The sequence below is a fragment of the Novosphingobium sp. Sphag1I genome, assembly GCF_056279125.1.
In genome coordinates, this window is the sequence record NZ_JBWBQS010000005.1 from 106,120 (window position 1) to 131,280 (window position 25,161).

The 25,161-nt window shown below is 62.0% G+C and carries 22 protein-coding genes and 1 tRNA gene; 10 read left to right on the plus strand and 13 right to left on the minus strand.

Features of this window, described 5'->3' with window-relative positions; translation table 11 throughout:
- Window positions 1-143: 143 nt before the first annotated feature.
- Together ACZ9HU_RS07240 and ACZ9HU_RS07245 are read left to right on the plus strand one after the other, a co-directional pair.
- The gene (locus tag ACZ9HU_RS07240; protein ID WP_476103916.1) at window positions 144-2,237 is read left to right on the plus strand and encodes a sodium-translocating pyrophosphatase; all 2,094 of its coding nucleotides are present in this window, start codon (window positions 144-146) and stop codon (window positions 2,235-2,237) included.
- A 128-nt stretch (window positions 2,238-2,365) separates the two neighbouring features.
- Complete coding sequence (locus tag ACZ9HU_RS07245; protein WP_476103918.1) at window positions 2,366-3,589, plus strand: GNAT family N-acetyltransferase; 1,224 nt, start codon at window positions 2,366-2,368, stop codon at window positions 3,587-3,589.
- A gap of 7 nt (window positions 3,590-3,596) precedes the next feature.
- Here the strand turns inward: ACZ9HU_RS07245 and uvrC are convergent, their stop codons facing one another.
- Window positions 3,597-5,534 carry an excinuclease ABC subunit UvrC gene (uvrC, locus tag ACZ9HU_RS07250; RefSeq protein ID WP_476103920.1) on the minus strand — a complete coding sequence of 646 codons (1,938 nt, stop codon included), beginning with the start codon at window positions 5,532-5,534 and terminating at the stop codon, window positions 3,597-3,599.
- Between the two features lie 84 nt (window positions 5,535-5,618).
- Entirely contained in the window at window positions 5,619-8,222 is a 2,604-nt protein-coding gene (locus ACZ9HU_RS07255) for a TonB-dependent receptor (protein WP_476103922.1), read from the minus strand.
- A 241-nt stretch (window positions 8,223-8,463) separates the two neighbouring features.
- On the opposite strand from ACZ9HU_RS07255, the gene infA reads away from it, so the two are divergent.
- The 5 genes from infA (at window position 8,464) to ACZ9HU_RS07280 (ending at window position 10,622) form a co-directional block, all read left to right on the plus strand.
- On the plus strand, window positions 8,464-8,709 hold the full coding sequence (gene infA, locus ACZ9HU_RS07260; RefSeq protein WP_168605162.1) for a translation initiation factor IF-1: 246 nt from the start codon (window positions 8,464-8,466) through the stop codon (window positions 8,707-8,709).
- 3 nt (window positions 8,710-8,712) lie between these two features.
- On the plus strand, window positions 8,713-9,309 hold the full coding sequence (locus tag ACZ9HU_RS07265) for a Maf family protein (protein WP_476103924.1): 597 nt from the start codon (window positions 8,713-8,715) through the stop codon (window positions 9,307-9,309).
- Between the two features lie 6 nt (window positions 9,310-9,315).
- Window positions 9,316-10,272 carry a ribonuclease gene (locus tag ACZ9HU_RS07270; RefSeq protein ID WP_476103926.1) on the plus strand — a complete coding sequence of 319 codons (957 nt, stop codon included), beginning with the start codon at window positions 9,316-9,318 and terminating at the stop codon, window positions 10,270-10,272.
- Window positions 10,269-10,430 (plus strand): DNA gyrase inhibitor YacG, encoded by a 162-nt coding sequence (gene yacG / locus ACZ9HU_RS07275; RefSeq protein WP_476103928.1) that lies wholly within the window; start codon window positions 10,269-10,271, stop codon window positions 10,428-10,430. Before ACZ9HU_RS07270 ends, yacG begins: the two co-directional genes overlap by 4 nt.
- Window positions 10,431-10,546: 116 nt before the next feature.
- Window positions 10,547-10,622 (plus strand) — tRNA-Phe (locus ACZ9HU_RS07280).
- Here the strand turns inward: ACZ9HU_RS07280 and ACZ9HU_RS07285 are convergent.
- The 7 genes from ACZ9HU_RS07285 to ACZ9HU_RS07315 all read right to left on the minus strand — a co-directional run bounded on the left by ACZ9HU_RS07285 (window position 10,623) and on the right by ACZ9HU_RS07315 (window position 19,245).
- Window positions 10,623-10,892 (minus strand): hypothetical protein, encoded by a 270-nt coding sequence (locus ACZ9HU_RS07285; protein ID WP_476103930.1) that lies wholly within the window; start codon window positions 10,890-10,892, stop codon window positions 10,623-10,625. It lies immediately after the preceding tRNA gene.
- A 127-nt stretch (window positions 10,893-11,019) separates the two neighbouring features.
- Complete coding sequence (locus ACZ9HU_RS07290) at window positions 11,020-12,330, minus strand: spinster family MFS transporter (RefSeq protein ID WP_476103932.1); 1,311 nt, start codon at window positions 12,328-12,330, stop codon at window positions 11,020-11,022.
- The gene (locus ACZ9HU_RS07295) at window positions 12,327-13,193 is read right to left on the minus strand and encodes a TauD/TfdA family dioxygenase (protein WP_476103934.1); all 867 of its coding nucleotides are present in this window, start codon (window positions 13,191-13,193) and stop codon (window positions 12,327-12,329) included. The genes ACZ9HU_RS07290 and ACZ9HU_RS07295 overlap by 4 nt, the downstream gene beginning before the upstream one ends.
- Window positions 13,194-13,237: 44 nt before the next feature.
- Window positions 13,238-14,866 (minus strand): thiamine pyrophosphate-requiring protein, encoded by a 1,629-nt coding sequence (locus ACZ9HU_RS07300; RefSeq protein WP_476103936.1) that lies wholly within the window; start codon window positions 14,864-14,866, stop codon window positions 13,238-13,240.
- Window positions 14,867-14,882: 16 nt separating this feature from the next.
- Entirely contained in the window at window positions 14,883-15,830 is a 948-nt protein-coding gene (locus ACZ9HU_RS07305) for a TauD/TfdA dioxygenase family protein (protein ID WP_476103938.1), read from the minus strand.
- Window positions 15,831-15,908: 78 nt separating this feature from the next.
- A complete protein-coding gene (locus ACZ9HU_RS07310) occupies window positions 15,909-18,344 on the minus strand; it encodes a TonB-dependent receptor (protein ID WP_476103940.1) in 2,436 nt (811 codons plus the stop codon).
- A gap of 121 nt (window positions 18,345-18,465) precedes the next feature.
- On the minus strand, window positions 18,466-19,245 hold the full coding sequence (locus ACZ9HU_RS07315; RefSeq protein WP_476103942.1) for an IclR family transcriptional regulator: 780 nt from the start codon (window positions 19,243-19,245) through the stop codon (window positions 18,466-18,468).
- A 98-nt stretch (window positions 19,246-19,343) separates the two neighbouring features.
- Between ACZ9HU_RS07315 and ACZ9HU_RS07320 the strand changes: the two genes are divergently transcribed.
- Both ACZ9HU_RS07320 and ACZ9HU_RS07325 read left to right on the plus strand, forming a co-directional pair.
- A complete protein-coding gene (locus ACZ9HU_RS07320; protein WP_476103944.1) occupies window positions 19,344-19,733 on the plus strand; it encodes a YybH family protein in 390 nt (129 codons plus the stop codon).
- The gene (locus ACZ9HU_RS07325; protein WP_476103946.1) at window positions 19,730-21,079 is read left to right on the plus strand and encodes an MFS transporter; all 1,350 of its coding nucleotides are present in this window, start codon (window positions 19,730-19,732) and stop codon (window positions 21,077-21,079) included. The genes ACZ9HU_RS07320 and ACZ9HU_RS07325 overlap by 4 nt, the downstream gene beginning before the upstream one ends.
- On the opposite strand, the gene ACZ9HU_RS07330 is transcribed toward ACZ9HU_RS07325, so the two are convergent.
- Genes ACZ9HU_RS07330 through ACZ9HU_RS07340 form a run of 3 tightly spaced genes read right to left on the minus strand, consistent with a single transcriptional unit; the run spans window position 21,064 to window position 23,702 of the window.
- Complete coding sequence (locus ACZ9HU_RS07330; RefSeq protein WP_476103949.1) at window positions 21,064-21,537, minus strand: DUF3237 domain-containing protein; 474 nt, start codon at window positions 21,535-21,537, stop codon at window positions 21,064-21,066. The genes ACZ9HU_RS07325 and ACZ9HU_RS07330 overlap by 16 nt on opposite strands.
- On the minus strand, window positions 21,534-23,219 hold the full coding sequence (locus ACZ9HU_RS07335; protein WP_476103951.1) for a CocE/NonD family hydrolase: 1,686 nt from the start codon (window positions 23,217-23,219) through the stop codon (window positions 21,534-21,536). Before ACZ9HU_RS07335 ends, ACZ9HU_RS07330 begins: the two co-directional genes overlap by 4 nt.
- Window positions 23,220-23,702, minus strand: a complete 483-nt coding sequence (locus ACZ9HU_RS07340; protein WP_476103953.1) for a DUF3237 family protein — start codon at window positions 23,700-23,702, stop codon at window positions 23,220-23,222.
- A gap of 82 nt (window positions 23,703-23,784) precedes the next feature.
- On the opposite strand from ACZ9HU_RS07340, the gene ACZ9HU_RS07345 reads away from it, so the two are divergent.
- Complete coding sequence (locus ACZ9HU_RS07345) at window positions 23,785-24,252, plus strand: MarR family winged helix-turn-helix transcriptional regulator (RefSeq protein WP_476103954.1); 468 nt, start codon at window positions 23,785-23,787, stop codon at window positions 24,250-24,252.
- A gap of 246 nt (window positions 24,253-24,498) precedes the next feature.
- Here ACZ9HU_RS07345 and ACZ9HU_RS07350 read toward each other — a convergent pair whose 3' ends face one another.
- On the minus strand, window positions 24,499-25,125 hold the full coding sequence (locus ACZ9HU_RS07350; protein WP_476103956.1) for a TetR/AcrR family transcriptional regulator: 627 nt from the start codon (window positions 25,123-25,125) through the stop codon (window positions 24,499-24,501).
- Between the last annotated feature and the right edge of the window lie 36 nt (window positions 25,126-25,161).

A 25,161-nucleotide genomic window follows, 5' to 3' on the forward strand; every position in this document is an offset into this window, starting at 1 on the left:
CCACCCGGCCAGTATCAAATCATTCTTGCACCCAATTTTCATAGTCCTATACCTATAAGACCATGGGCACTGTCTGACCAAACAAAGGCAGGTCCGGGGGAAATGCCGGATTTTCCGGCAGGACCGAAGCAGAGGGGAATGCTATGAACCTGGTGCTGATCGCCATGGGCCTTGGGGCCTTGGCCGTAATTTACGGTTACATCACAAGCAGACAAGTTTTGGGCGCGAGCGCAGGTTCGCCCCGGATGCAGGAAATTGCCGCCGCGATTCAGGAAGGGGCGCAAGCCTATCTCAAGCGGCAATATACCACGATTGCGATTGTCGGCGTCGTTGCGGCGATCATCATCGCGGCCAGCCTTGGCACGATTGCCGCGACGGGCTTTGTTCTGGGCGCGGTTCTGTCGGGGGCGGCCGGTTTTATCGGCATGAATGTGTCGGTGCGATCCAACGTGCGGACGGCGGCGGCGGCTCAACAAGGGCTTCAGGCGGGGCTGACGCTGGCATTCCGCGCCGGGGCCATTACGGGCATGTTGGTGGCGGGGCTGGCGCTTTTGGCGATTGCCGGGTTCTTTTGGTATTTGACGGGGACGGCGGGTTTTGCGCCCAATGACCGGACGGTGGTGACGGGTCTTACGGCGCTGGCTCTGGGCGCATCGCTGGTGTCGATTTTTGCGCGGCTCGGCGGCGGCATTTTCACCAAGGCCGCCGACGTTGGCGCCGATCTGGTCGGCAAGGTCGAGGCGGGCATCCCCGAGGATGACCCACGCAACCCTGCGGTGATCGCCGACAATGTGGGCGACAATGTCGGTGACTGTGCCGGGATGGCGGCTGACCTTTTCGAAACCTATGTGGTTACGGTGGGCGCAACCATGGTTCTGACGGCGCTGCTGGTCAAAGGCACCGACAACCTGATGGCTTTGATGAGCCTGCCCCTGCTGATCGGCGGGGTTTGCATCGTCACCTCGATCATCGGCACCTATTTCGTCAAATTGGGAGGCAGCAACAATATCATGGGCGCAATGTACAAGGGGTTCCTTGTCACTGCCTTGCTCTCGATCCCGGCGATTGGCTGGGCGATCCATACCGCGGTGGGGGACTTCGGAACGCCGATTGACGCCAGCGGTTTGACGGGAGGCGCATTGTTCCATTGTTCGCTGCTGGGGCTGGTTATCACGGGCCTGATCATCTGGATCACCGAATATTACACCGGCACGTCCTATCGCCCGGTCAGATCCATCGCCAAGGCATCCGTGACCGGCCACGGCACCAACGTCATTCAAGGCCTTGCCATCAGCCTTGAAGCCACCGCCCTGCCCACGCTGGTGATCGTGGCGGGCATTATTCTTGCGCATCAATGGGCCGGGCTGATCGGCATCGCCTATGCGGCGACGGCCATGCTGGCGCTGGCGGGCATGGTGGTGGCGCTCGACGCCTATGGGCCGGTGACGGACAATGCGGGCGGGATTGCCGAAATGGCCGATATGGAGGCCTCGGTGCGCGAAAAGACTGATGCTCTGGACGCGGTCGGCAATACGACCAAGGCGGTGACCAAGGGTTATGCCATAGGTTCGGCGGGGCTGGCCGCGCTGGTGCTGTTTGCGGCCTATACGACGGATTTGCGTGAATTCTTCCCCGCGCTGACCGTCAATTTCAGCCTTGAAAACCCCTATGTCATTGTCGGGCTGCTGCTGGGGGCCTTGCTGCCCTATCTGTTTGGGGCGATGGGCATGACGGCGGTGGGGCGCGCGGCGGGCGATGTCGTGGTTGATGTGCGCGAACAGTTCCGCGACAACCCCGGCATCATGGCGGGCACATCGCGGCCTGATTATGCCCGCACGGTCGATCTGGTCACCAAGGCGGCGATCAAGGAAATGATCGTGCCCAGCCTGTTGCCCGTTCTGGCGCCGATATTGGTCTATTTCATCATTACGATGGTCGCGGGTCAGGAGAATGGCTTTGCGGCCCTTGGCGCGCTGTTGCTGGGCGTGATCGTGGGGGGACTGTTCGTTGCTCTCTCCATGACCAGCGGCGGCGGGGCATGGGACAATGCCAAGAAATACATCGAAGACGGCCATTACGGCGGCAAGGGTTCCGACGCACACAAGGCCGCCGTCACCGGCGATACGGTGGGCGATCCGTACAAGGATACCGCTGGCCCGGCGGTCAATCCGATGATCAAGATCACCAATATTGTCGCGCTGCTGCTTCTGGCGGCCTTGGCGGGGCATGTTGGGTGATGCACTTCGCCCCTCTGCCGCGATGACAGGGGGGCGAATTTTCACCTGCTTATTCATACTTCCTTTGCGGCTTTGCCCTTAACCTTTGACCCGCGTGGCATTCCGACCGCCGCGCTCAAGAGGTAACTTTGGCCAGCCAGCCCCAATTTTCTGTTCCCGCCCATGCGCGCACCATGCCGGAATATGTCGATCCGGCGGTGCGGACGCCTGAGCCTTTCGCCCCCGCGCCGCGCCCGGACATGCCCATCCCGTCGGGCCGTGTCCAATTGCTCGATTGGCGCGAAATGGAGGGTATGGCGGCAACGCTTGGCTGGGACGCATTGGCCATGTGGGCCAGCGAACCCAATCCGTTTTATGAAAGCTGGTATCTCCTGCCAGCGCTGCGCGGATTGGACCCCAAGGGCAAGGTCAAAATCCTGCGTTTTGAAATGGGCGGCGATCTGGCCGGGATCATGCCCATTGTCGCGCAAAGCCGTTATTACACGCGGCCGATCCCGCATTGGGCCAGTTGGTCACATCCCAATGGCTTTCTCGGCGCGCCTTTGGTGGCGCGCGGGTTGGAGCGGGCTTTTTGGCGCGCGGTGCTTGAATGGGCCGATGCGCAGGGCGGGCTTGGTCTGTTTCTGCATTTGGGCGAATTGCCGCTGTCGGGGCCGGTGGCCGATGCGTTGCGCGACGTTTTGGCCGAACAATCCCGCAATGCCGCCGTTGTGTCGCGTAAGAACCATGTGATGCTGCAAAGCGATCTTTCACCCGAAGACTATTTCGAAGCCAGCGTTTCGGGCAAGAAGCGCAAAGAATACAGGCGTCAGGCCAACCGATTGAGTGAATTGGGCAAGGTCGAATTCATCCGCCATGAGGACGAGGATGATCTGTCGCAATGGAGCGAGGATTTCCTCGCGCTGGAACGCGCAGGGTGGAAGGGGGAGGCAGGTTCCGCCCTCGCCTGTCTGCCCGAAACCGAGGCATTATGGCGCGATGCCCTGCGCGGGGCGGCGGCGCGGGGGCGGTTGGAACGGCTGTCCATGACGCTGGATGGGCGGCCCATCGCCATGTTGGCCACATTCATCACCAAGCCCGGCGCCTTCATGTTCAAGACCGCCTATGATGAAAGCCTGAGCGCCTATTCCCCCGGCGTTTTGCTGCAACGGGAAAATCTGGCCATGTTGCAGACGCCCGGATTGGGCTGGGTCGACAGCTGCGCCGATGACACACATCCGATGATCACCCACCTTTGGCGCGAGAGGCGACCCGTCGGGCGGGTGTCGATCGAGATCGGCGGCCTACTGCGCCGCAGCCTGTTTGGCATGATGGCGCGGAGGGAATTGGACGGGCGGAGCTTTGGCCTGTAACGCCCGCCTATCCCCCCGGATGATAGAAATCATAGACCGTCCGCGCCACCGCCTCTGACACTCCGGGCGTTCGCGCCAAATCCTCCAGCGAGGCGGCGCGAACCCGACTGGCCGTGCCGAAATGCAGCAACAGAGCGCGTTTGCGGGCCGGACCGATGCCGGGGATTTCATCCAGCGGACTGGCCGTAATCGCCCGGCTGCGCTTTTCACGATGCGCGCCGATGACGAAGCGGTGCACCTCATCGCGCATGCGTTGCAGATGGAACAGGACGGGCGAATTGACCGGCAGCATTTTCTCGCGCCCATCGGGGAAATGGAACACCTCGCGCCCGTCGCGGCCATGGTGCGGCCCCTTGGCGATGGCGATCAGCGGCACATCTTCGACGCCCAATTCTTCGAGCGCCGCTTTCACCGCGCTCATCTGCCCCTTGCCGCCGTCGATCAAAACGCAATCGGGCCATTGGCCTTTGTCGCGATCAGGGTCTTCCTCCATGGCGCGGCCAAAGCGACGAGTCATCACCTCGCGCATCATGGCAAAGTCGTCGTTGGTCTGGGCCTCGCGGATGTTCCATTTGCGGTACTGGTTTTTCAAGAAACCCTCCGGCCCCGCACAGATCATCGCGCCAAGGGCGTGCTGGCCCTGAATATGGCTGTTGTCGTAGACCTCAATCCGCGCCGGTTCGTCCAGTTCGAGGAAATCGGCCATCTCGCGCCAGACTTTTGCCTTGCTGCCGCTTTCGGCCATGCGGCGGTCCAGCGCCTCGACCGCGTTGCGCTGCGCCTGTTCCAGCAGGCGTTTGCGATCCCCGCGTTGGGGCGTGGAAATCTCCACCTTGCCCCCTGCGGCCTCTTTCAACGCCTCGGCCAGTAGGTCAGTTTCGGGCAAAGCGCGATCGATCAGGATGACGCGGGGCGGCGGCACTTCTTCATAGAATTGCGCCATAAAGCTTTGCAGCACCTCGCCCATTTCCATGCCTTCGGTGCGGGCCGGGAAAAAGGCACGGTGGCCCCAATTCTGGCCGCCGCGGATAAAAAAGGCCTGAATGGCGATTTGCCCCGCCTTTTCCGCGCAGGCAAAGATGTCGGCATTGGGAAGGCCCTCGGCATGGAGCGCCTGTGATCCTTGGATAAAGGTCGCCGCACGCAGACGGTCGCGCAACATGGCGGCGCGTTCGAAGTCGAGATCCTCGGCCGCCGCGCTCATCTGGGCCTCGATTTCGCGCTGAACCGCATTGCTCTTGCCGCCAAGGAAGTCCTTGGCCTGACGCACCAGTTCGCCGTAATCCTCCTTGCTGATCCGGTCGACACAAGGGGCGCTGCACCGCTTGATCTGATAGAGCAGGCAGGGCCGGTCGCGCCGCGAAAAGAAGGAATCCGTGCAGGAGCGCAGCAGAAACAATTTCTGCAACGCGTTGATCGTCGTGTTGACCGAACCGGCGCTGGCAAACGGGCCGTAGTAATTGCCCGGCGCCCGCCGTGCCCCGCGATGTTTGGTGATCCGCGCAAAATCATGATCGGTGCGCAACAAAATAAACGGAAAGCTCTTATCGTCCCGCAGCAGCACATTGTAGGGCGGACGAAACCGTTTGATCAACTGCGCTTCCAGCAGGAGAGCCTCGGCCTCGCTGTTGGTGGTGACGATGGTCATGCTGCGCGTTTGCGACACCATGCGTTGCAGGCGCAGAGGCAGGCGGTCCACCTGCGTATAATTGGCCACGCGATTGCGCAAAGCCCGCGCCTTGCCGACATACAGCACATCGCCGCGCGCATCCTGCATCCGGTACACGCCGGGCCGCACCGGCAAAGTGGCCAGCACTTCGCGGATGGCCGCCACGCCCGCGTCCAGATCGGGCCTTTCGCCCGTTCCACGGATCAGGCTGGTCGCCTTATCCTCGTGAAAGCGGTCGGCCGCGCGGTCGGGGGGATTGTTCGCATCATCAACCATCCCGCCCAGATAGGACCATCAAAGCAAAAAGGGGAGAGGCAGGCCCCGCCTCTCCCCCAGCTTTTGCCCAATTCTCAAAACCCATCAGAACATCTTGCGGAATTCGATTTCTACAACGCGGCCCTGCGGGTCCACATACAGCGGTTGATAGGACAGCGGCGTGTTGCCTGCATTGTCCGTCACACGCTGGCGCTGGTTAAAGATGTTCTTGGCGCCGATGCTGAAACGCGCGTCCTTGAAGAAGGGATGATCGCGCACCAGTCGCTTCTGCTGGCCAAGGTCAAAGAACAACCGCGTGTTCAGTTTGAACAGCGCGCCAAAACGCAGATCGGTCGAACCGGGCGCCCCGCTGCCGTTGACATGCGTTGGCGCGGTCCACGTGCCATTCATGCGCAGGCCGATGCCCTTGAAGAAGAACCCGCCCTCGCCCTCAAGCGAATGGCGCGCCGTACCGCCGCCCGACAAGGCATCGCCGCCCAGCAGGTCAAGCGAAGGACCGCTGGCCGCGACCTGAACCCGGTTTACGAAATTGACCGTGTGATAAAACGACAGGTTCCAACGGCCTTCGTACCGGCCACCGCGACCGCCACGTCCACCACCGGGAGGGCCACCGGGAGGGCCACCGGGACCACCCGGACCGCCACCGGGCGGAGGGCCACTCATCCCGCCACCGGGGGGCGGGCCACCTGCACCACCGGGGCCGCCGCCGGGGGGCGGTCCACCCATGAACCCCATAGGTCCGCGTCCCTGCGTCTTGATTTCCTTGCCCAGATTGCCACCGATGTTGAAACCCCAGCGCACATGCTCATCGCGCGTTTCGGCCAACGTGATGGCGCGCCGGTCGATCGAAGTGATCAGGCCCGTCGTCGCATCGCGCGTCACACGCCCCGGAAAGGCGCCTTCGATCGCGGTCGTCAAAGTGGTCGGGAAAGCATTGGTGACATTGGAGGAACGGTTGTTGAAATATTCAACCACCAGATTGGATGCGCCCTTCAAAATCGGCGGGGTCCAATTCAGCCCCAGCTTGATATCGTTGCGATGTTCCTTGACCAGCGCCGAATTGCCGCCGGTGATAACCGTGGCAAGCACGGTCTGGCTTTTCACAAAGTCATAGACCGATACGTTATAGGTCGCGACCATCGGAGAGCCAAGATTGGCCAAAGAAGGCGCAGCCTCATCATACATATAGCTGGCCTGAAAACCCAGCTTGTCGGTCAGGTTCCACGTCAGGCCCGCGCTCATGTCCACCAGATTGCCGAAATCGGACAGGTGATCAGCCGATGCCGAAAGGTTGAGCGTGATATCGCCCAATGCCTCGCCCACATGTTCGCGGCGGCTGGTCAGAGGGATGCCCAGATTGACGCCCAGCGACGCATCGCCGCGCTTCAGATTGGACGAAGCGCTCAACGCGCTGGTGCTGCTGGCGGCCAGAGCGGTGTAGTTAAAGCCACCCTTGACCGTCACGGCCATCTTGCCCGCAGGCAGCGTAACCGGACGCCCGCTGAGCGTCACCAGCGTCGTGACCGTGTCGGTCTTGCTCAAGGCCGTGGTAAAGCCGCCGCCGGGCGAAGTTCCGCCGGCAAGGGCAGCGGCCAGTATGGCGCTGTCCGTGACGCGGTTGGCGGTGGTAACGGTGGTGTCGACGTGGCTGATATCGGCGGTGGCCGACAGGTTCCAATCCAGCAGGCGCTTGTTCACCCCCGCCCCGGCCGAGAACGTATCGGTCAACGTCCGCCGTGTCAGCGCCCCGTCAAAGGTGCGCAGGACATCGCTCGACGGCGAATAGCTGTTCAACCCGACCAGCCCCGTCACATCCGCGCGCGAGGCCAGCGCGTTGAACGTCATATTGCCGCCCATGCCGTCCTTGCCGATTGGCACGGTATAAGTGCCGTTGATCGAATAATCCTTGGTATTGGAAATGACGGTGCGATTGTCCGCCGGTTGCGGATCGCCCGCAACGGTAGGCGTCGAACCACTCGCCTGCATGATCTTTGCCTGCGCCTCGGTCACGGGGTTCGTCTTGTCCGCCTTGACCGTCAGGTTCATGCGCTTGCCTTTGTCGATCTTTAGGATCGAAGCCATGCCCTTGACCGTGTTGGCGCCGATGCTGTCGGAAATCGCGTCTTCGATTTCGGCGGTGCGGGCCTTGAAATGGTCCTTGAGGATGATGTTCACCACCCGTTGATCCGCGCTGTAACCATATCGCAGCGCGACTTCTTCGGGCAGGACTTCGACCCGGCGGATCGATTCCGGCGGGTAATTCATCATTTCGCGGAAATTGGTGATCCGCTGTCCATTGACCAGAATGACCGGCCCGCCGGACCCGCGCCCACGGCCCGAACCCGTTTGCGGCGAGATCGCGGTGATCAGATCGTCCACCGTCGTCGCGCCATAGGCGGCAATGTCTTCTTCATCGAACACGGCAATCGGTGGCTGGGGCGCTTCGACCTGCCCCTTGATGCGGTCGGCGATGACGACGATCTCGCGGTTTTTGGGTGTTCCGGCGCTGCTGCTTGTCGCGGCGTCGTCGGACGCGCCCTCGCTGGCGGCGGCGTCTACCGAGGGGCTGTCGGCCACGGCGGCCAAAGGCGCAGCCTCTGCGCCCACAGATGGCGTCTGGGCCATCACCGACCCTGTGGACGCCATCACCCACACCAGTGACACCGGGACAAAGGCAAATTTGCGCAAAACTGGATACTCCCTGAGACAGCCCATTATGATCCCGCAGGCTGACAGGGCTATGCGGATGCCGTTTGATCCGGCCATTCGCAAGTGCGGCATGGTAACATATTGTCGCACTCCCGCTACATTTTTGCCGATCTATTTCCGGTGTTGGCCAAGAGTTGCGCGACTTGGGCTTTCCTTTTCCTGCATCTGAGTCTATGGCGCGCCCCAATCTCCCCTTTTATCAGAGAACCGAAGTTTACGGATGGCGAAAGAAGAACTGCTCGAAATGCGCGGCCAGGTGGTCGAACTTCTGCCCAACGCGATGTTCCGCGTGCGGCTGGAGAATGATCACGAGATCCTCGGTCACACCGCCGGCAAGATGCGCAAGAACCGCATCCGCGTTCTGGTGGGCGACGAGGTGCTGGTCGAGCTGACCCCTTACGACCTGACCAAGGGTCGCATCACCTATCGCTTTATGCCCGGTCGCGGTGGCCCCGGCTCGTACTAAGCCATGGTCATGACTGATCAGGCTGGCAAACCTATGCTGGTGCTGGCCTCTTCCTCGCCCCGGCGGCGGGATCTTTTGGCGCGTCTGGGCGTGGTGCCCGACAGGATCGCCAGCCCCGACATCGACGAAACCCCGTTAAAGGGCGAATTGCCGCGCGCCTATGCCCGCCGCCTTGCGGTGGAAAAGGCGCGTGCGGTGGATCGGGCACCGGGCGAAATCGTGATCGCGGGCGATACGTCCGTGGCGCTGGGTCGCCGTGTCCTGCCCCCTGCCGATACGGTAGAATTGCAGCGTGAGATGTTGCGCGCGATTTCCGGGCGGCGGCAATTGTGCATCTCCTCGGTCTGCGTGATCGACGCCATTGGGCGCGAACGCGTGAAGCAGGTTGAGACGATCGTCATTTTCAAAAACCTGACCGATCAGGAAATCGAGGCCTATATCGCCAGCGGCGAAGGTCTGGGCAAGGCCGGCGGTTATGCCATTCAGGGCCGCGCCGAGGCGCTGATCCGGCGTTTGTCGGGCAGCCATTCGGGCGTGATCGGCCTGCCCCTTTACGAAACGCGGGCGCTGTTGCGTGCGGCCGCCTATCCTCTGGATTAAACCCCTATGTGGCTGATCGAGCAAGGCATCGGCGAGGATCGCGCGGTGCTGCTCGATGGCTCGGAAGTGGTTGCGGCCAAGATCGACTGGCCCGGACGCGCCGCGCCCGGACAGGTGGAGGAGGCCGTGCTGATCCGCCGCGCCGGTGGATCGCGCCGCGGCGTCCTGCGCCTGAACAGCGGCGAGGAAGCATTGGTCGACCGCCTGCCGCGTGAGGCGAGCGAGGGCGCCCCGATACGCGTCGAAATCACCCGCAGCGCCATGGCCGAGACAGGCCGCTACAAACTGGCCCATTCACGCCCCAGTGACGCGCCCCTGCGCCCTGCGCCGCGCTTGGCCGAAGCGCTGCCCGATGCGCAGGTGGTTCGCCAATTCCCCACCGGCGTGTGGGAAGATGTATGGGCCGAGGCATGGAGTGGGACCGTGGACTTTACCGGCGGCTCGCTGGTGCTTTCGCCTACGCCCGCGATGACAGTCATTGACGTTGACGGCCCCCTGCCCCCGCCTGCGCTGGCCGTGGCGGCGGCGGAGGCTGTGGCGGCGACTATATTGCGGCTGGACCTGAGTGGGTCGCTGGGCATCGATTTCCCCACTCTGGAGGCCAAGGCCGAACGACAAGCCGTGGATGCCGCCCTGACGCAGGGGCTGGAAGGCTGGACGCATGAGCGCACCGCCATGAACGGCTTTGGCTTTGTACAGATCGTGGCGCGGATGGAGCGGCCTTCTTTGCTGTCGCGCCTGACCCATGCGCGGGTCGGTGCGGCGGCCCGTTTGCTGCTTCGGCGTGCCGAACGCGTTCAGGAGGCCGGCGTGCTGTTGCTGCGCGCCCATCCACAGGTGATCGCCGCCATCACACCCGCATGGCGCGACGAATTGGCGCAGCGCAGCGGACGTCGGCTGGAATTTCAGGAGGATGCGGGTCTTGCCCTTGATGGCGGATTCGCACAGGCGGTGACATTATGATGCAACAAAATCGCAAATGCCCAGTCTGCGGCAAGCCCCGCAGCGAATCACACAAACCCTTTTGTTCGACCCGTTGCCGGGATCGTGACCTGTTGCAGTGGCTTTCGGATGGCTATGCCCTGCCCGGAAACCCCGCAAATGCTGACGATGAGAAATAAGTTTTAACGGAAGTGTTTTTTTGGCTTGCAAAGACCGATCCGGTTAGCCATAGGCCCCTCCACCGGCGGCGAGGTGGTGACAACAACCTCTTACGGAACCGGTAAAAATTGGTAATGCCTGGGTAGCTCAGTTGGTAGAGCACGTGACTGAAAATCACGGTGTCGGCGGTTCGATCCCGTCCCCAGGCACCATTATCCCCTTGTAAAGACAATGAGAAAACAGCCGGTCGCTTCGATCGGCTTTTTTGTTTTACCGGGCGGCGCTTCAACCCTTATTGCGCGCCCTGAAATGCGGTGCGGCATCAGGCCGCCTGCATAGTAACTCCATCCGTTTCGAATATTCCGATTTGGCGAAACGGCTGTGATTATCTGATCCTGAAGAATTCCAAGCCCCGCCCCCATGCCCGCGCGAATCATAGCGGGACGCCGAAACGAAAATTCGGAATCCATTTTCAGGATCATCGCTGGATCATACGAGGGCGGTCAAAACCCACCGACAGACCGGGAAATTTTCAGAATTGTCGGAACTGCCTTCAACCCAAACCCTCGAACCTCATCCAATCGGCGCAATGGCCACCATGGCCAGAGTTCAGGCCGCCTCCACCTGTCCATGCGGCAGAAAGGCAGCGCGCAAAAAGCACAAGCCCGACAGAACCGGTGTCACCGCGATGATCAGCATCGAGTAGCGCACCGCAAAGGGTCCATATTCATCAGCAAGCCTGTCGTTGAGCAGGCCCACCGCACTTGGCCCCACAACATTGCCCAGAAAACTGGCCCCGAACAAGATCACTGAAATGGCCAGCGCGCGCTGCCCCGGCCGCACGACATTCATCGTTGCGGCATAGATCGGCCCCTGATGGATCAGCGAGAGAAAGCTGGTGGCAACAAAGCCTGACAGCCATAGGCCGCGAGCATCGCCCAGCAGAAACAACGCCTCGGCAGGCCCGGCCAGAATGCAGGCAATGGCCGGAATGGCCAAGCGCCAAACGTCACGATGGGCCGGCAGCCGATCAATCAGGAAACCTCCGGCCAACACGCCCGCCGCGCCGACAAAGCCGCGTACCGGGCCGACGGTGCCGGCCACCTCGGCCAGACCCATGTGATGCACGCGCGCAAAAAACGTGGGCGTCCACGCCCCCGCCGCCCAGACATTGGCCCCCATCAGCGTTACACCCAGAAATACCCAAACAAACCAGCGGTTGCGAAACAGCTCGGCCACATCGCGCAGGATCGCCCCGCCCATCACCGCGCCACCTTGCGGACGGGACGCTTCGGCCGCTTGGCTCAGTCGCACAGGCTCGCGCACCGTCGTGATAAATAGCAAGGCCACCAGCAGGCCCGGCGCGCCCATGGCCAGAAACATCGCCCGCCAGCCATAATGCTGCGCCACCCAACCGGCGATAGGAAAGAAGATGATGAAGGCCAGCGAATTGGCGGTGCCGAATATGGCCATGGCCAGCGGACGACGACGGGGAGGAACAAGATCGGCAATGATCGAATTGGACGGCGGCATGGCGCAGGCTTCACCCGCGCCCATCAGGAAACGCGCCATGGCCAATTGCCAGACCGAACCCACAAAGCCGGTCAGAGCCGTCATCAGGCTCCAGAACGCAAGCCCAAAGGTGATGATGTTGCGCCGGTTATAGCGGTCGGCCAGCCATGCGATCGGCACACCCAACACCGAATAGAGCAGGACGAAAGCGATCCCGGTCACCAAACCAAGCACGGTGTCGGAGGCCCCGAACTCGCGCTTGACCAAAGGCAGCGCCAGCCCCAGCAGCGACCGGTCGAGGTAATTGAAAACCGCGATCAGGGTGAGCAATGCCAGCGGCCAGCTCGCTTTCCATGGCCATCGATTGTCTTGCGGCGCAGTATGAACCGTGGCGGCGGCTTCGTTCATGGCGTTGCACTCTCCCATTGTCTTGTTATTCGATGATCTTCATCTATCCGCAGCCCCAGTTCAAGCAGCGCAGGATCCGCGCGCGGGGGCAGCGCGGAACGTATCCACAGGCGAAAAAGCAGGCGGGAGTGACCGGCACGATCGGTAAAGGGCGTGCGGCCATGCAACCAGCTCCAATTGTGCCAAAACAACATGTCGCCGGGCATCAGGGCGAACCTTGCCCGCCCTGCCATTTGTGCCGTCAGCCGGTCGAACGCGTTGATCGCCGGGGGTGGCTCCTCACCTTGTTCCAGCGCGCCCCGTCGCAGGAAATAGCCATTATAGGCCAACTGTGGCCCGCATTCGGCATCCGTGGGCAACAGCAGGATCGGCACCTTTGGCCGCGCCTTGCCCGACGATTGCAGGGCCGGATTGCCGCCCCAATGATAGGGACAGGTCAATTCGGGCAACAGCGACGGTGTTTCCTGCCTGACCGCCCGGCAAACATCCCGCGCCGAGAGCAACAGGCTTTCTCCGCCCGAAGCAGCGGCCCGATAACAGGCCAGCGCCAATATGTCGTGAAGGTCAGTATGAGGGCGCAATTCCGCATCAGAATAGGTGCCACGCCGGGCGGGATCATCCGGTCTTTGCTCGACGCGGGCCACGCGCTCGCCCTGTGGCGACTGTATCGCCAATGTGCCCAGCCAATTGCCTAGGCGGGCAAAAGCGGCCGCAAAACCGGTTTCGTCCAACATATCAGGCTCCAGCCCGCGCAGCAGGATCGCCCCCGGACCGCGCGCGAAATTGGCCGTCATGTCATCGCGCAGATCGGCCAGCGCGTCCTCCCGCCCATCCAGCAAAGCCTGCACCTCCCCGGTGGTCAATGGTCGGATGGGCGGGCGCTCCGCCTGCGGAGACAAAGGCATTGTCACAGCCGCGAAGCTCTGGTTTCCTTGGCGGTCATGAATTCCAGCAGAGCGGGCTGGCCTGCCTGCGTGGCGGCAATCCCGCGCCGGATTGCATCGGCGATTTGGGCCGGGTCGGTGATCCTTTCGCCATAGCCGCCCAGCGCGCGGGCAAAATCGGCATAATGGCCGGAAATGGCGGTGGCGTGATAGCGCTGCGTCGCCACCGGCATCTGGTCCAGCTCGATGGCCATGGCCGAATTGTTGAGCAGGATCGAGAGGATCGGCAGACGTTCGCGCACGGCGGTTTCAAAATCCATGCCGGTAAAACCGATCGCCGCATCGCCCCAAACGTTAATGCACAATTTGTCGGGACAGGCCAGCTTGGCCCCCATCGCCAGCCCCAGTCCATAGCCAAGCTGGGTGGATTTACCCCAGCCGATATAGCTGAGCGGGGTGATCGATTTCCAGAAAGGGGTAAGCTGATCACGCGGCGAACCGGCATCATGGGTGATGATCGTATTGGCCACATCGACCGTACGCTGCAATTCCCACAAGACGCGATAGGGGCTGATCGGCGCATCCCCGCTTTCCAGCAAGGGCAGCCATTGGGCGAGCCATGCCTGCTCCTCCTTGGCGATTTCCTCGGCGACGGGGGTCATATCGCGCGGGGATGGCACCAGTTTGCGCACCTCGGCAATCAACATGGCCAGCGTCAGTTGCGCATCGCCAATCAGCGCCGCCTCGCAGGGCACGCCCTTGTTAATGTCGGCCGGGTCGAGCGTGGCATGGATGATCGGCACATGGCCGGGCATGGCAACGCCAAAGGCGGTCTGGGCAAAGCTGCAACCGATACCGAAGATGAGATCGGCACTGTCGAGGAAATGGCGCAATTGCCCCGGTATGGCCGCCCCGCCCGAACCCAGCGCCAACGGGTGGGTTTCGTCGAACGCGCTCTTGCCCTCAAGGCTGGTGGAAACGGGCGCGGCCAGCAATTCGGCCAGTTCGCGCAATTCGCCATAGGCATTGGCCCAGTGCACCCCCTGCCCCGCGTGAATTACCAAACGGGGCGTATCGACCAGCCGCCGCGCGACAGCCGCCACCTGCGTCGGATCGGGGCCATAGCGGGTGGATACCACCGGCGCGTAATCCAGCGTCTCGCCGACATCCTCGGTCAACACATCCCACGGCATTTCCACCAGCGCGGGCCGCCGCCGCCCGTTGCGCAGGGCGGTAAAAGCACGGCGCAGGATCGCGGGCGTATCCTGTGCGCGCAGGATCGGCTCGGCGGTTTTGGTGATGTCGCGCATCGAGCGGCAGGCGTTGTAATTGTCCGGCACATGGGCCAGCGCCCGCGCATAGCCTTGCGGCAGCACCAGCACCGGCACGCTTTCGGAAAAAGCCTGCGCCACGCCGCCATAGGCGTTTTCCGTGCCCGGCCCGTGCTGCATGGCAAAGACGCCCATCTTTTCACCCCGCGTCATGCGGGAATAGGCATCGGCCATATGCAGCCCGGTGCGTTCCTGTCGCACGATGATGGTGCGGATATCCTCCTTGGCCGCGGCCTCCAGCACCGCATTGCGCGGATAGCCAAAGAGGACATCGACGCCCTCGATCTTGAGGATGCGCGCAATGGCGGTGCCAACTTTCACGATCTTTCCCCCTTGCTCAACGCGCCGCCAGATCGGCAATGCCCATCGGTCGCTCGCCGATGACGGTGGTGCGGATCAGATGGCGCCGCTCATGCTTGAAATCATGCACGCCGCGATGGAGCGTGAAGCGGTTGTCCCACACGATCAGCGTGTCTTTGCGCCATTTGACACGGCAATGGTAATGCAGATGCTGGGCCAGGCTTTGCAGATAGTTGAGCAGGGCGCGGCTCTCCTCCTCGCTCCACCCGACGAAATGGCGGAAATAGGCAGTGGTGGCGAATAGCGCGCGGCGTCCGGTTTCGGGGTGGACGCGCACGGCGGGCTGGATATTTTCCAGCTGATCCTCGGTAAACCCATGGCTCTCGCGCAGACGCAGCCGCTTTTCGGGCGGGAGCTTCTCGTTCTTGCTCCACACATCCTTGGCCGAATAGACCACCTGAAGACCGTCGAGCAGCGCCTTCATCCCGTCCGAGAGGTGTTCATAGACCAGATAGGCGTTGGAAAAGGCCGTGTCGCCGCCCCATTGCGGGCAATCGAGCGCGCGCATCACGATGCATTTGGGCGGTTGGGGCAGGAAGGGGCTGTCGGTGTGGAAATGCTCGAAACTGGGCACGACATTGACCGGCTCCCACGCCTCGCGGCGCACCTCCTGCATCAGATTGTCGCCATTATAGGTGGGCGCCTGCGGCAATTCGGTCAATTCGCCGAAATGGCGCGAGAAAGCCTTGTGCTGTTCGGGCGTCAGGTCCTGATCGCGAAAGACGATGACGAGGAAATGCTTAAAGGCCAGCATGATCTCGCCCAGCACTTCGGGCCGCAAGGGCTGGCGCAGATCGACCCCGCCGATTTCACACCCGCAGGCGCCGCTGATCGGTTCGACCGTGATGTGGCGAAATTCGGGCATGGGCAGCCCGGCGACGATAGGTTCGCCGGGGGGCGTTTGGCTGGAAATGGACGTGGCCATGAGGGATCCTCCCGCAAAATGGGATAAAGGGATGGTGACATTGGATGATTGGGGGCGCCGTCACGGGCGCCCCGATGTTCAGAAGCGGCGCTTGACCGTCACCGCCCATGTGCGCGGTTCGGCAGGCGTGCCCTGGATCGAATTGGTCGATCCGCGATTGTCGAAAATATCGGTGTAATAGAGCTTGTCGGTCAGGTTGCGCCCTTCCACGGCCAGCTCCCATTCCTTGCCCGCGGTTTGATAGGCCACGCGAGCGTTGACCAGCGTATAGCCCGGCACCTGTCCAAAGATGTCCTTGCCCCCGGTGGTGGCATCGACATTGTTGGCGTTGCGGTTGAAACTGTCGATATGGTTGACATCGACGCGCGGAGTGATGGTGCCCTTGTCGCCAAGGCTCCAGTCATATTGCACGGCAAAGCTCCATTGCCATGGCGAGATATACTGGCCCTTGTCCTCTGTGCCGATGCCGGAGGTGACGGCGGCGGCGCTGACGGAGTCATACTTGAAATTGAGATAGGCGAGCGATGCCTCCACCGTCAGCCCTGGCACGGGTTGCAGCCGCATTTCGGCCTCCAGCCCCTTGATCGTGGCATTGCCCGCATTGAGCGGCAACGAACAGGGCGCGGCCGGAACACCGGGCAACGGACAGCTGGCCGCCGTCACCAGAATATCGGTGTATTTGTTGATGAAGCCGGAGAAATTCATCCGCAACCGGCGGTCAAACAGGTCGGTTTTCAAGCCCACTTCATAGGCATTGATGGTTTCGGGGCTGTGCGGCAGAGCTTGCGCGGGAAAGAAGGGGCGCGGATTGATGCCGCCGCCGCGAAAGCCGGTCGAGAATTGGGCATAGCCCATCACATCATCGTTGAAGCGATATTGCAGCGCCGCGCGATAATCGACCCGACCGCCGCTGAAACCCCCGACCAGCCCGTTCAGCGCCGCCAGTGAAGGCGGCACCGCGCCGCCGGTTGACGACCCCGGCACGCCAAAGCGGCCATAGTAAAAGGTCTTGGACTGATCGGTATAACGGATGCCGCCGATCACGGTCAGGTTCCTGATCGGGCTGATGTCGGCATTGGCAAAAACCGCCTTGGTGGTGGCGGGGATCGAATCGTCCTCGATAAAATTGAGCGTGGTCAGCTCGATCCGCGCCTGATACCGGCTGCGCTTGTAGAAATAGAAGCCGCCCACGGTCAGATTGGCCAGATCGCCGAATTTGGCCGACAGGCGCAATTCCTGACTGAATTGCTTGTTATAAATATTGTTGGCCTGAAGCGAGGGGTTGAGCGGCGATCCGTCGCCGGTGGAATAGACCCCGTCGAACTGACGATAGGCGGTGATCGAGGTCAGTTTCAGATTGGGCGTCAGCGTGGCGTTCAGCGTGCCCGAAATGCCCCATGTGTTGAGCGCGGCCTTGAGCGGGGCCTGCCACGGGGCCGAACCGTCGCGCGGGGCGGTGTCGGCGTAATTCTCGTAATTGATATAGGGGCTGCGGCTGAACGTATCCTGCGCATAGGAGCCAAAGGGCGAATAGCTGATGAAGGGCGATCCGGTGGCATTGCCATAGACATTGCCGTTCAGCACATAGGCCGCCGCAGGCGGGCTGGCGATGCCGGTCAGGGTCGAGCCGGGATTGGCGTTGCGCCCCACATAGAGCAGGGTTGAAGGCGTGGGCTCGCTGTTGTCGCGGGTGATGTCCACCGCCACATCGGCGGTCAGGAAGCTGGCAGGGGTCCAGCGGAAGGCCGCGCGGCCCGCGACATAATCCTTACCCCCTTCAGTGCCCAATTTACAGCTCGATCCGGTGACCGAACTGGGCACTGTGCTGCCCGGATGGGTGCAGGCATAGTCATAGCGGGTGACATAGCCGTCCTTGTGCACCCCCACCCCGGTCAGGCGCATATAGAGCTTGTCCGGCGCGATGGTGAAATTGGCACCACCGCGGATTTCGACGCGGTTGAACGCGCCATAAGTTGCCGAGATGTAGGCGTCCGGGTTGGCATCGGGCTTTTTGGAATAGAGCTTGATGGCCCCGCCGATGGAATTCTGTCCCGCCAATGTGCCTTGCGGCCCGCGCAGGATCTCCACCCGATCCAGATCGACCAGATTGAGCAGCGACCCATGCATCGTGGGCAAATAAACATCGTCAATATAGAGGCCGACCCCCGGCTCCAGCGCGAAATTGGTGTCGCGTTGGCCCACGCCGCGAATATAGGCAACCACGGAGGGACCAAAACTGGCCGCCGCCGGGCGCAGCGTCACGTTGGGGGCGCTGGCCCCGATATCGGCAATATTGGTGGCGCCGCGCTGTTCCAGCATGGCCGAATTGACAGCGGTGATGGCGATGGGCACATCCTGCAGCTTCTGGCTGCGGAATTGCGCGGTAACGACGATTTCTGGCGCATTGTCCTTGGCCTTGGCCGGTTCTTCGGCATGCGCCGCGCCGCCAAACATCGCCATGGCCAAGGCGGCCGACGAGGTGTAAACGAGCACCTTCCCCTTGCGGTAGTTCATTGCCCTCTCCCATTTTCCCGGTATTTTTTGCGCCGGGTTACGGGAAGAGACGATAATGTTGAGCAATCAACTTTCAAGCATCTTCCATCTTACAGAACCACTATTCCGTATTTTGGAATTTTCAACTCACACTCCCCTGCCCCATGGACGCCTGCGCACTCAGATTTTGCCCCGCCTCATGCACGGCCAGCACCAGATCATCCTCGGCGTGAAGCAAATAGCGTTTGGATGGCATGGTCACACCGATACAGCCCAAAACCAACCCTTCGGCGCCGAACACCGGGGCGGAAATGCCCGCGATCTCGATGTCGGGATCATAAAAGCGCGACACGCCCGCTTCACGCACCTCGCGCAGATCCTTTTCCAATTCGCTGCGCGGGTCACGCGGCCGGCCGGTCAGAGGGCCGAAACGCGTTTCTCGAATAATCGCCTCCATCTCTCCGCCGGAAAGAAAGGCGAGAATCGCCCGTCCCAGCGAGCCCCAAGGCAATAGGATCTCGCCTCCCCTTTCCACCGCAAAGCGCAAAGGATGCGGGGTCATGACGACATCGGCAATGGTCGCGCGACGGTCGGTGGGGTTATAGGTGCACAGCACCGCCGTCTCATGCCAGCGCTCGACCAGTCCTTCCAGCAAAGGTCGTGCCGAGCGGATGACATCGAATCGCGCCACCAGTTGCGACGCCATGGCATAGAATTCGCGCCCCGGACGATAGGTCTGATGCGCCCCACGTTCGACCAATCCCGCCCGCACCATCACCTGTAACAGACGATGGACCGTGCTGGCCGGAAGCCTTGCGCGCGCGGCCAGATCGCCAAGGCTGAAGCGATCCGGGCCATGAGCCACCAGTTTGAGCAGATATGCCAGCCTGTCTGCCGCGCCGGATGGGACCTCACGCATCATGCCTCCGAGAATTATGTTGATCTATCAACTTAAACAGTCAAAGATGGTTCGACAAGAATACAATGGGAGAGCAGATCGCCATGCAGCCACATGCCATCATGGAGAACTATATAGCCGCCTTCAACCGGGGCGATGAAGATGCCTATGCCCGATTTTACGCGCCCGATGTGGAATTGCGCATTGGCACGGGCCTGCTTTTTCGCGGCGCAGAGGCGATCAAGGCGTTTTATCGTCAGGCACGCGAAGATTTCCACCGGGTGATGCGGCTGCGCGCCGTTCTGGCCGGGGACGGCGCCATTGCCGCGGCTCTGGCCTCGGTTTTCACCGCAAGGCGCGACGGCGTCGAACTGTCGGGCCGGACCATGCAGGCGGGCGACACCTATGCCATTGAAAGCATGGCGCTCTATCAAATACAAAATGGCCTGTTTCACCGGATCGAGGCCGTCACCCTCTCGCGCAGCCACAGCGCCGTTGGAGAAGCGGCATGAACGCGCCTACGGCTCCGCGCCGCCGGACTTTGCTGGTGCTGCTGCTGCTCACCTGCACGCTCAATTTTGCCGACCGGGCGGTGTTTTCCGCGCTGGCACAAACGATCAAGGCCGATCTTCTCCTCACCGATCTGCAATTGGGTCTGTTGCAAGGGCTGGTCTTTGCCGCGCTCTATGCTCTGGCCGGATTGCCGATCGGGCTGCTGGCCGAGCGTTTTTCGCGTAAACGGATCATCGCCTCCTGCACCATCATCTGGTCGCTGGCCACCGCCGCCACCGGCATGGCGGGCAGCTTTGCCGCGCTGGCCGCCAGCCGCCTTGGCGTGGGCATGGGTGAAGCCGGCTTTGTGCCCCCCACCGCATCGATGGTGGCCGACATCGCCCCGCGTGAAAAGCGCGCCTCAACCTTTGCACTGGTGATGCTGGGCACGCCCATCGGCACGCTGCTGGGCGCGATGCTGGCCGGACATATTGCCTCGCTCTGGCATTGGCGGACGGCCTTTCTGCTCTTTGCGGTGCCCGGATTTGTGGTGGCGGGCCTGCTTTTGCTGCTGGCGCCGGAACCCGAACGGGGGCGTTATGACACCGGCACAAAGGGCGGCAAGGCCCCGCCGGTGGGCGAATTCCTGCGCGAGGTGGCGGGCAACCCCACCCTGCTCTGCGTGATCGCGGGGGGCAGTCTGGCCGGATTTGGCATGACCTCGATCTCGCAATTTCTGGCGGTGTTTCTGGCGCGTACCCATCATCTGGGCGTGCGCGAGGCGGCGGCCAATTTCGGCCTGATTTCGGGCCTTGCCATCACCTTCGGTCTGATCGTGGGCAGTTTCGGCACCGACTGGCTGGCGCGGCGCGATGCGCGCTGGCCTGCATGGGGCGCGGCCTTTGGGCTGACGCTGGCGCCGCCGATCTATTGGCTGGCCTTTCATGCCACGTCGCTGGGCGCGGCCTTTGCGCTGCTGCTGGCGGCGGGCGCGTTCCTCCTGCTGTTTTACGGGCCGACCACGGGCATGATCCAGAACCTCTTGCCCACCCGTATGCGCGCCAGCGGGGTGGCGCTCTACACCCTGCTCTATACGCTGATCGGGTCGGGTCTCGGGCCGGTCTTTGTCGGCTTTGCCTCGGACCGGGCGGCGCGCGCCGCCTATGCGGGCCAATATAGCGTTGATTGCCCCGCAGGCATGCCCGCCCATGGCGCCGGCGAAGCGATCGCCGCCGCCTGTCGTCAGGCCTCGGCGCAGGGTTTGCAAAGCGCGCTGTCGCTGGCGGTGCTGGTGTTCTTTGTGGCGGCCCTGTGTTTTCTGGCCGCCACGCCGGGGTTGCGCCGGATCGCTCAGGCCAGAGCGTAATAGCGAAAGAGCGTGCGGTCCGGGTCGGACCGCCGCTCTCCCCCGCCCACGATCACGGTGCGGCCAAGCCAGTCATGCGGCCCGACCGGCACCCGGAAATAGGGCGTCAGCTTGAAATAGGACGGCTGATCCTGGCCGGCGCGGGGGCGGACCAGGTAGCCCAGATTCTGGATATAAATCATCGTGCCATCATCGGCGCGCAGCAGATAATGGGCGCGCAGTTCGATGGTGCCATCCTCACGCACTGTGGCATAATCGGCGCCCGAATGGGGCACCACGCTGCCCGTCAGGCGCGGCCCGGTGATCGTGCCGCCGATGGCGGGCGTATAACCCTGATGCCCGCCGCCGGGCAGCGGGCCGAACAAGGTCCGGTCCGCGCCAAACAGCACCTCGATGTCAAACACATGCTCAAGGCGGCAATCGGCAAGGGTGGCCGAGGGGGTGGGCTGCAATGTCATGGATTCTCCGATGCGGGAATGAAGGGCAGGATCAGGCGCGAGGCCATCGCCCCGCCGCCGTGAAAGACATGATGGCCCGCATTGCGCGTATCCTGATGCTGGGGGAAAGGCAGCATAGCGCCCGACTCTGGCCGATAGATGTCGCGCCCCGCAATCACCAGCCGCAGGCTCTCGCCCGCCGCAAAGCGGACCGAGAAAGGCCATAGTTCGACGTCAACCCGCGCGATCTCGCCCGGTTTCAGCCTTTCCTCGCGGCGGTGGCTGTGCACCGGGCGTTCCGGCGTGGAAAGCGCCTCGTCCAATTCGCGATGGCTGGCCCTTTGCCAGCCCAGCGCAATGGGGCCGGTTTCATAAAAGGCGTAAAAGGTGAAGCCCACCTCCTGCCCGTCGGCATCGAGTTTTTGCAGGGCGATGAACAGGTCCGCATCATCGCTGCCCTCGGCCTCCACCCAGAGGCGCAGGGCGGCATGGCCGGTGATTTCGGTGGGCCGGTCAAAACGAACCGTGAAATGGGCCTCGCCGTGGATGGCGCCCTGCCGCAGGCTGGAGGGCGGAGGCGCGGCATCGCACAAGGTGCCCCGCGCCGGATCAAGAAAGAGTTCTCGATAGGCCGTGCGCGCGGGCGGCCATTCCTGCTCTGCCCGTTCCTGCTGCACACCATGCCGGTCGCGGATCTCGATCCGCACCGGGGGCCAAGCGGCCAAAGCCGTCGGGCGATCGAACAGGAAATGCTGGAAAAAGGCGGCCTGCCGGGCGCGGCTTTCGGGGCAATAGTAATGCGCCCATTTCTTCTGGCCATGGATATCCAGCCATTTTTGCGGGCTGCTCATCTGGCGCCAAGCCTCGATTGTGCCACGCAGATGAAGCCCCTGATCCGACCAGCTGGCCACAACATAGGCAGGCTGAGTAATCGCGGCCAGATCATAGGATTTCGACAGCCAGTAGTCGTCCATCAGCGGATGGGCGCGGACATTTTCCAGCGTGTCCTCGGTCCGCCCCAGAGAGAAGCGGATGTTGTCCGAGGCGCGCGGCAAAAAGCCGGTTTCGGGAATGCCGCCATGATAGGCAAATTCGCGGTACCAGTCGGAAAAGCCCTCCCACGGATTGATCGCGGCCAGCGCGGGCGGATGGAGCGGCGCCACCAGATACTGGATCGCGGCCAGATAGGACACGCCCGTCATCCCCACCCGCCCGTTGCACCACGGCAGCCCGGCCAGCCACTCGATGGTATCGGCGCAATCCAGCGCCTCCTGCGCACCATTGTGATGAAAATCGCCGCCCGACAGCCAAGCTCCGCGCGGATCGACCACCGCCACGCCAACGCCATGCCCGGCCCAAAAAAGGGGATCGGGCGCCTCGAATGCGGTGAGATCGGACAGCCATTCCGGCTCCACCCCGGATCGCGGCCAGAACACGCGATTGGTCAGCGCATGTTTGCCATAAGGCCCCCATGCCAACAGGATCGGCACGCCTTGCTGTGCGCCCTCGGGCCGATAGATGTCGGCAAAGATCTCCACCCCATCGCGCAGGCGGATGCGATGGTTGCGCTCGATGGTCAGCCCGCGCTCGGTCCAGCGGGCAAAACTGGTGGGCGGCAGGGGCGGTTTGTGCGTCGCGCTGTGCGGATCGACGCCAGGGCGCATCAGAACCGGATAGGACGGTGCCAATCCCCCGCCCGTCATTCACATCACCACGAAGTAATGGATGCGGTTGGCATTGGGCACTTTTTCCGCAACGCCTACAAAAACATGCTGGCTGAGCCATTCATGCGGCCCGGCGGGCGCGTCGAAACGCGGGGTCACGCGCATATAGTAATCGTCAAAACCGACGGGTTCGTTGCGGCGCATCTTTTCCGCAATTTCCGGGCTGCGCGCCCAGCGAAAGCCGCGATTTTCCAGATAGATGATCGCACCATCCTCGGCTTCCAGCAAATAGCGCGCGTCAAAATCAATCACCCCGTTGGGGCGCGAAAGCGGATAGTCGCCGCCCGACATGGGCACCACCCGGCCTTGCAGACGAGGCCCCTCGATCACACCCTGTGCCGCGAAAATCGCCGCCCTTGTATCCCCGCGGGCCGGAGGCGTGATCCAATAGGGACGCGAGAGGTCGATCGAAATGGTGAAGGCATGTTCCAGCCGCGGCAAAAATGGATGGTTTTGGGTCATGCCCTTTTCATGATCGCCCAGTGTTGATTAGTCAACATGATTCCCGTTGCATTTGTCCGCTCGCTTTGGCAGCGATAGTGGGATGACTTTGCCACGGACATGGGATCTGTTTGGCGGCTCCCACTTGCCGCACCGACTGCTCTTGCTGGCGCGGATGATCGACCGCGCAACGGCGCAGCAATTGCAGGAAAATTTTGGGCTGACCCTTGCCGAATGGAGGGTGCTGGCCTTCATTTGCTCTGTGGGTCCGGCCAGCGCCGCCGATATTGGCGGGGCCTTCGACTCCGATCGGGCCGAAGTGAGCCGCGCGGTGAAACGGTTGATCGATGCGGGCCTGATTGATCGCAACAGCAACGAAAGCAATCGCAAGCGGCAGATCATTTCCGTTCTGCCCGAGGGCCAGGTGATCTTTGACCGCGCCCGAAAAATGCGCGGCGATTATTTCGAGGCAATTTTGCAGGACGTCGACCAATCGGGTCGAGATTTCTTCAACGACGCCTTGCGCAAGATCGCAATGCGTGTGGCCGAGCATCGTGAACCCAAATCGTGATCGGGCCGCAAGGTAAAGCGAGAAAGTAAATCATATAAGACGATAGAATTTCGAGAAATGCATTGTATTGTCCGGAAACAATGCGTGATCAATCACTCACCACGCATCCATTGTTGAAGCATTACAAGAACGATTTCACAGCCGGTTATCCGAACCGGGATGACGAGATCACCCCAATGTCGATAATGAGTTGATCGAAAGAAAGATCATTCTCCAATTTCAACATTCTATTTCTGTGAATTTATTTCAATCCGTTTCACACCCTTCAATCCCGCGGGTCAACAGCCTGGCCAGAAAGCGGGCCAGCCCCGCAATGTCGGCATTTCGGGTTTTCAAGGCGCCGAATATGGCTTCTGTTCCGGTGGCGAACATGATCGAGACAAGGAGTTTGCGCTCGTTTTCGGCAAGTCTGTCGAGAACGCCTAACTGCGCAACGTCAATTTCAATATCGGCCAGCAAGGCTCTGATCTGTGCCGAGCCGAACAATCTTGACCTTATATGATGCTGGTTTCTTTCAAAGAATTCCGCGCCGCCCGGCACCGAAAGCAGCATGTTCATAAAGGCGCCATAGCCCTGGCGCAGCATCGTCTCGATATCCTGCGCGCCCGCTTTGGCCGCCGCGATTTCAAGCCGGATACGCTCCATCAACTGGGCGACCAGCTTGTCGAACACCGCCTCCTTGGTGCGGTAATAATTGTAGAAACTTCCCGCCGAAACCTCGCTCTCGGTCACAATGTCGCGCACCGTGGCGCCATCAAGGCCAAGCGTCGAAAAGACCTTCCACGCTGCGGCCTCGATCTTTTCCATATTCTGCGCGCGGGTCATCTCGCGCTTCTCGGACAGGCTGTAGGGCGCCTTTCTCTGGTTCGGCATCTGGCACTCTTGGGCTCGGGGGAATTTTTGAGCCGC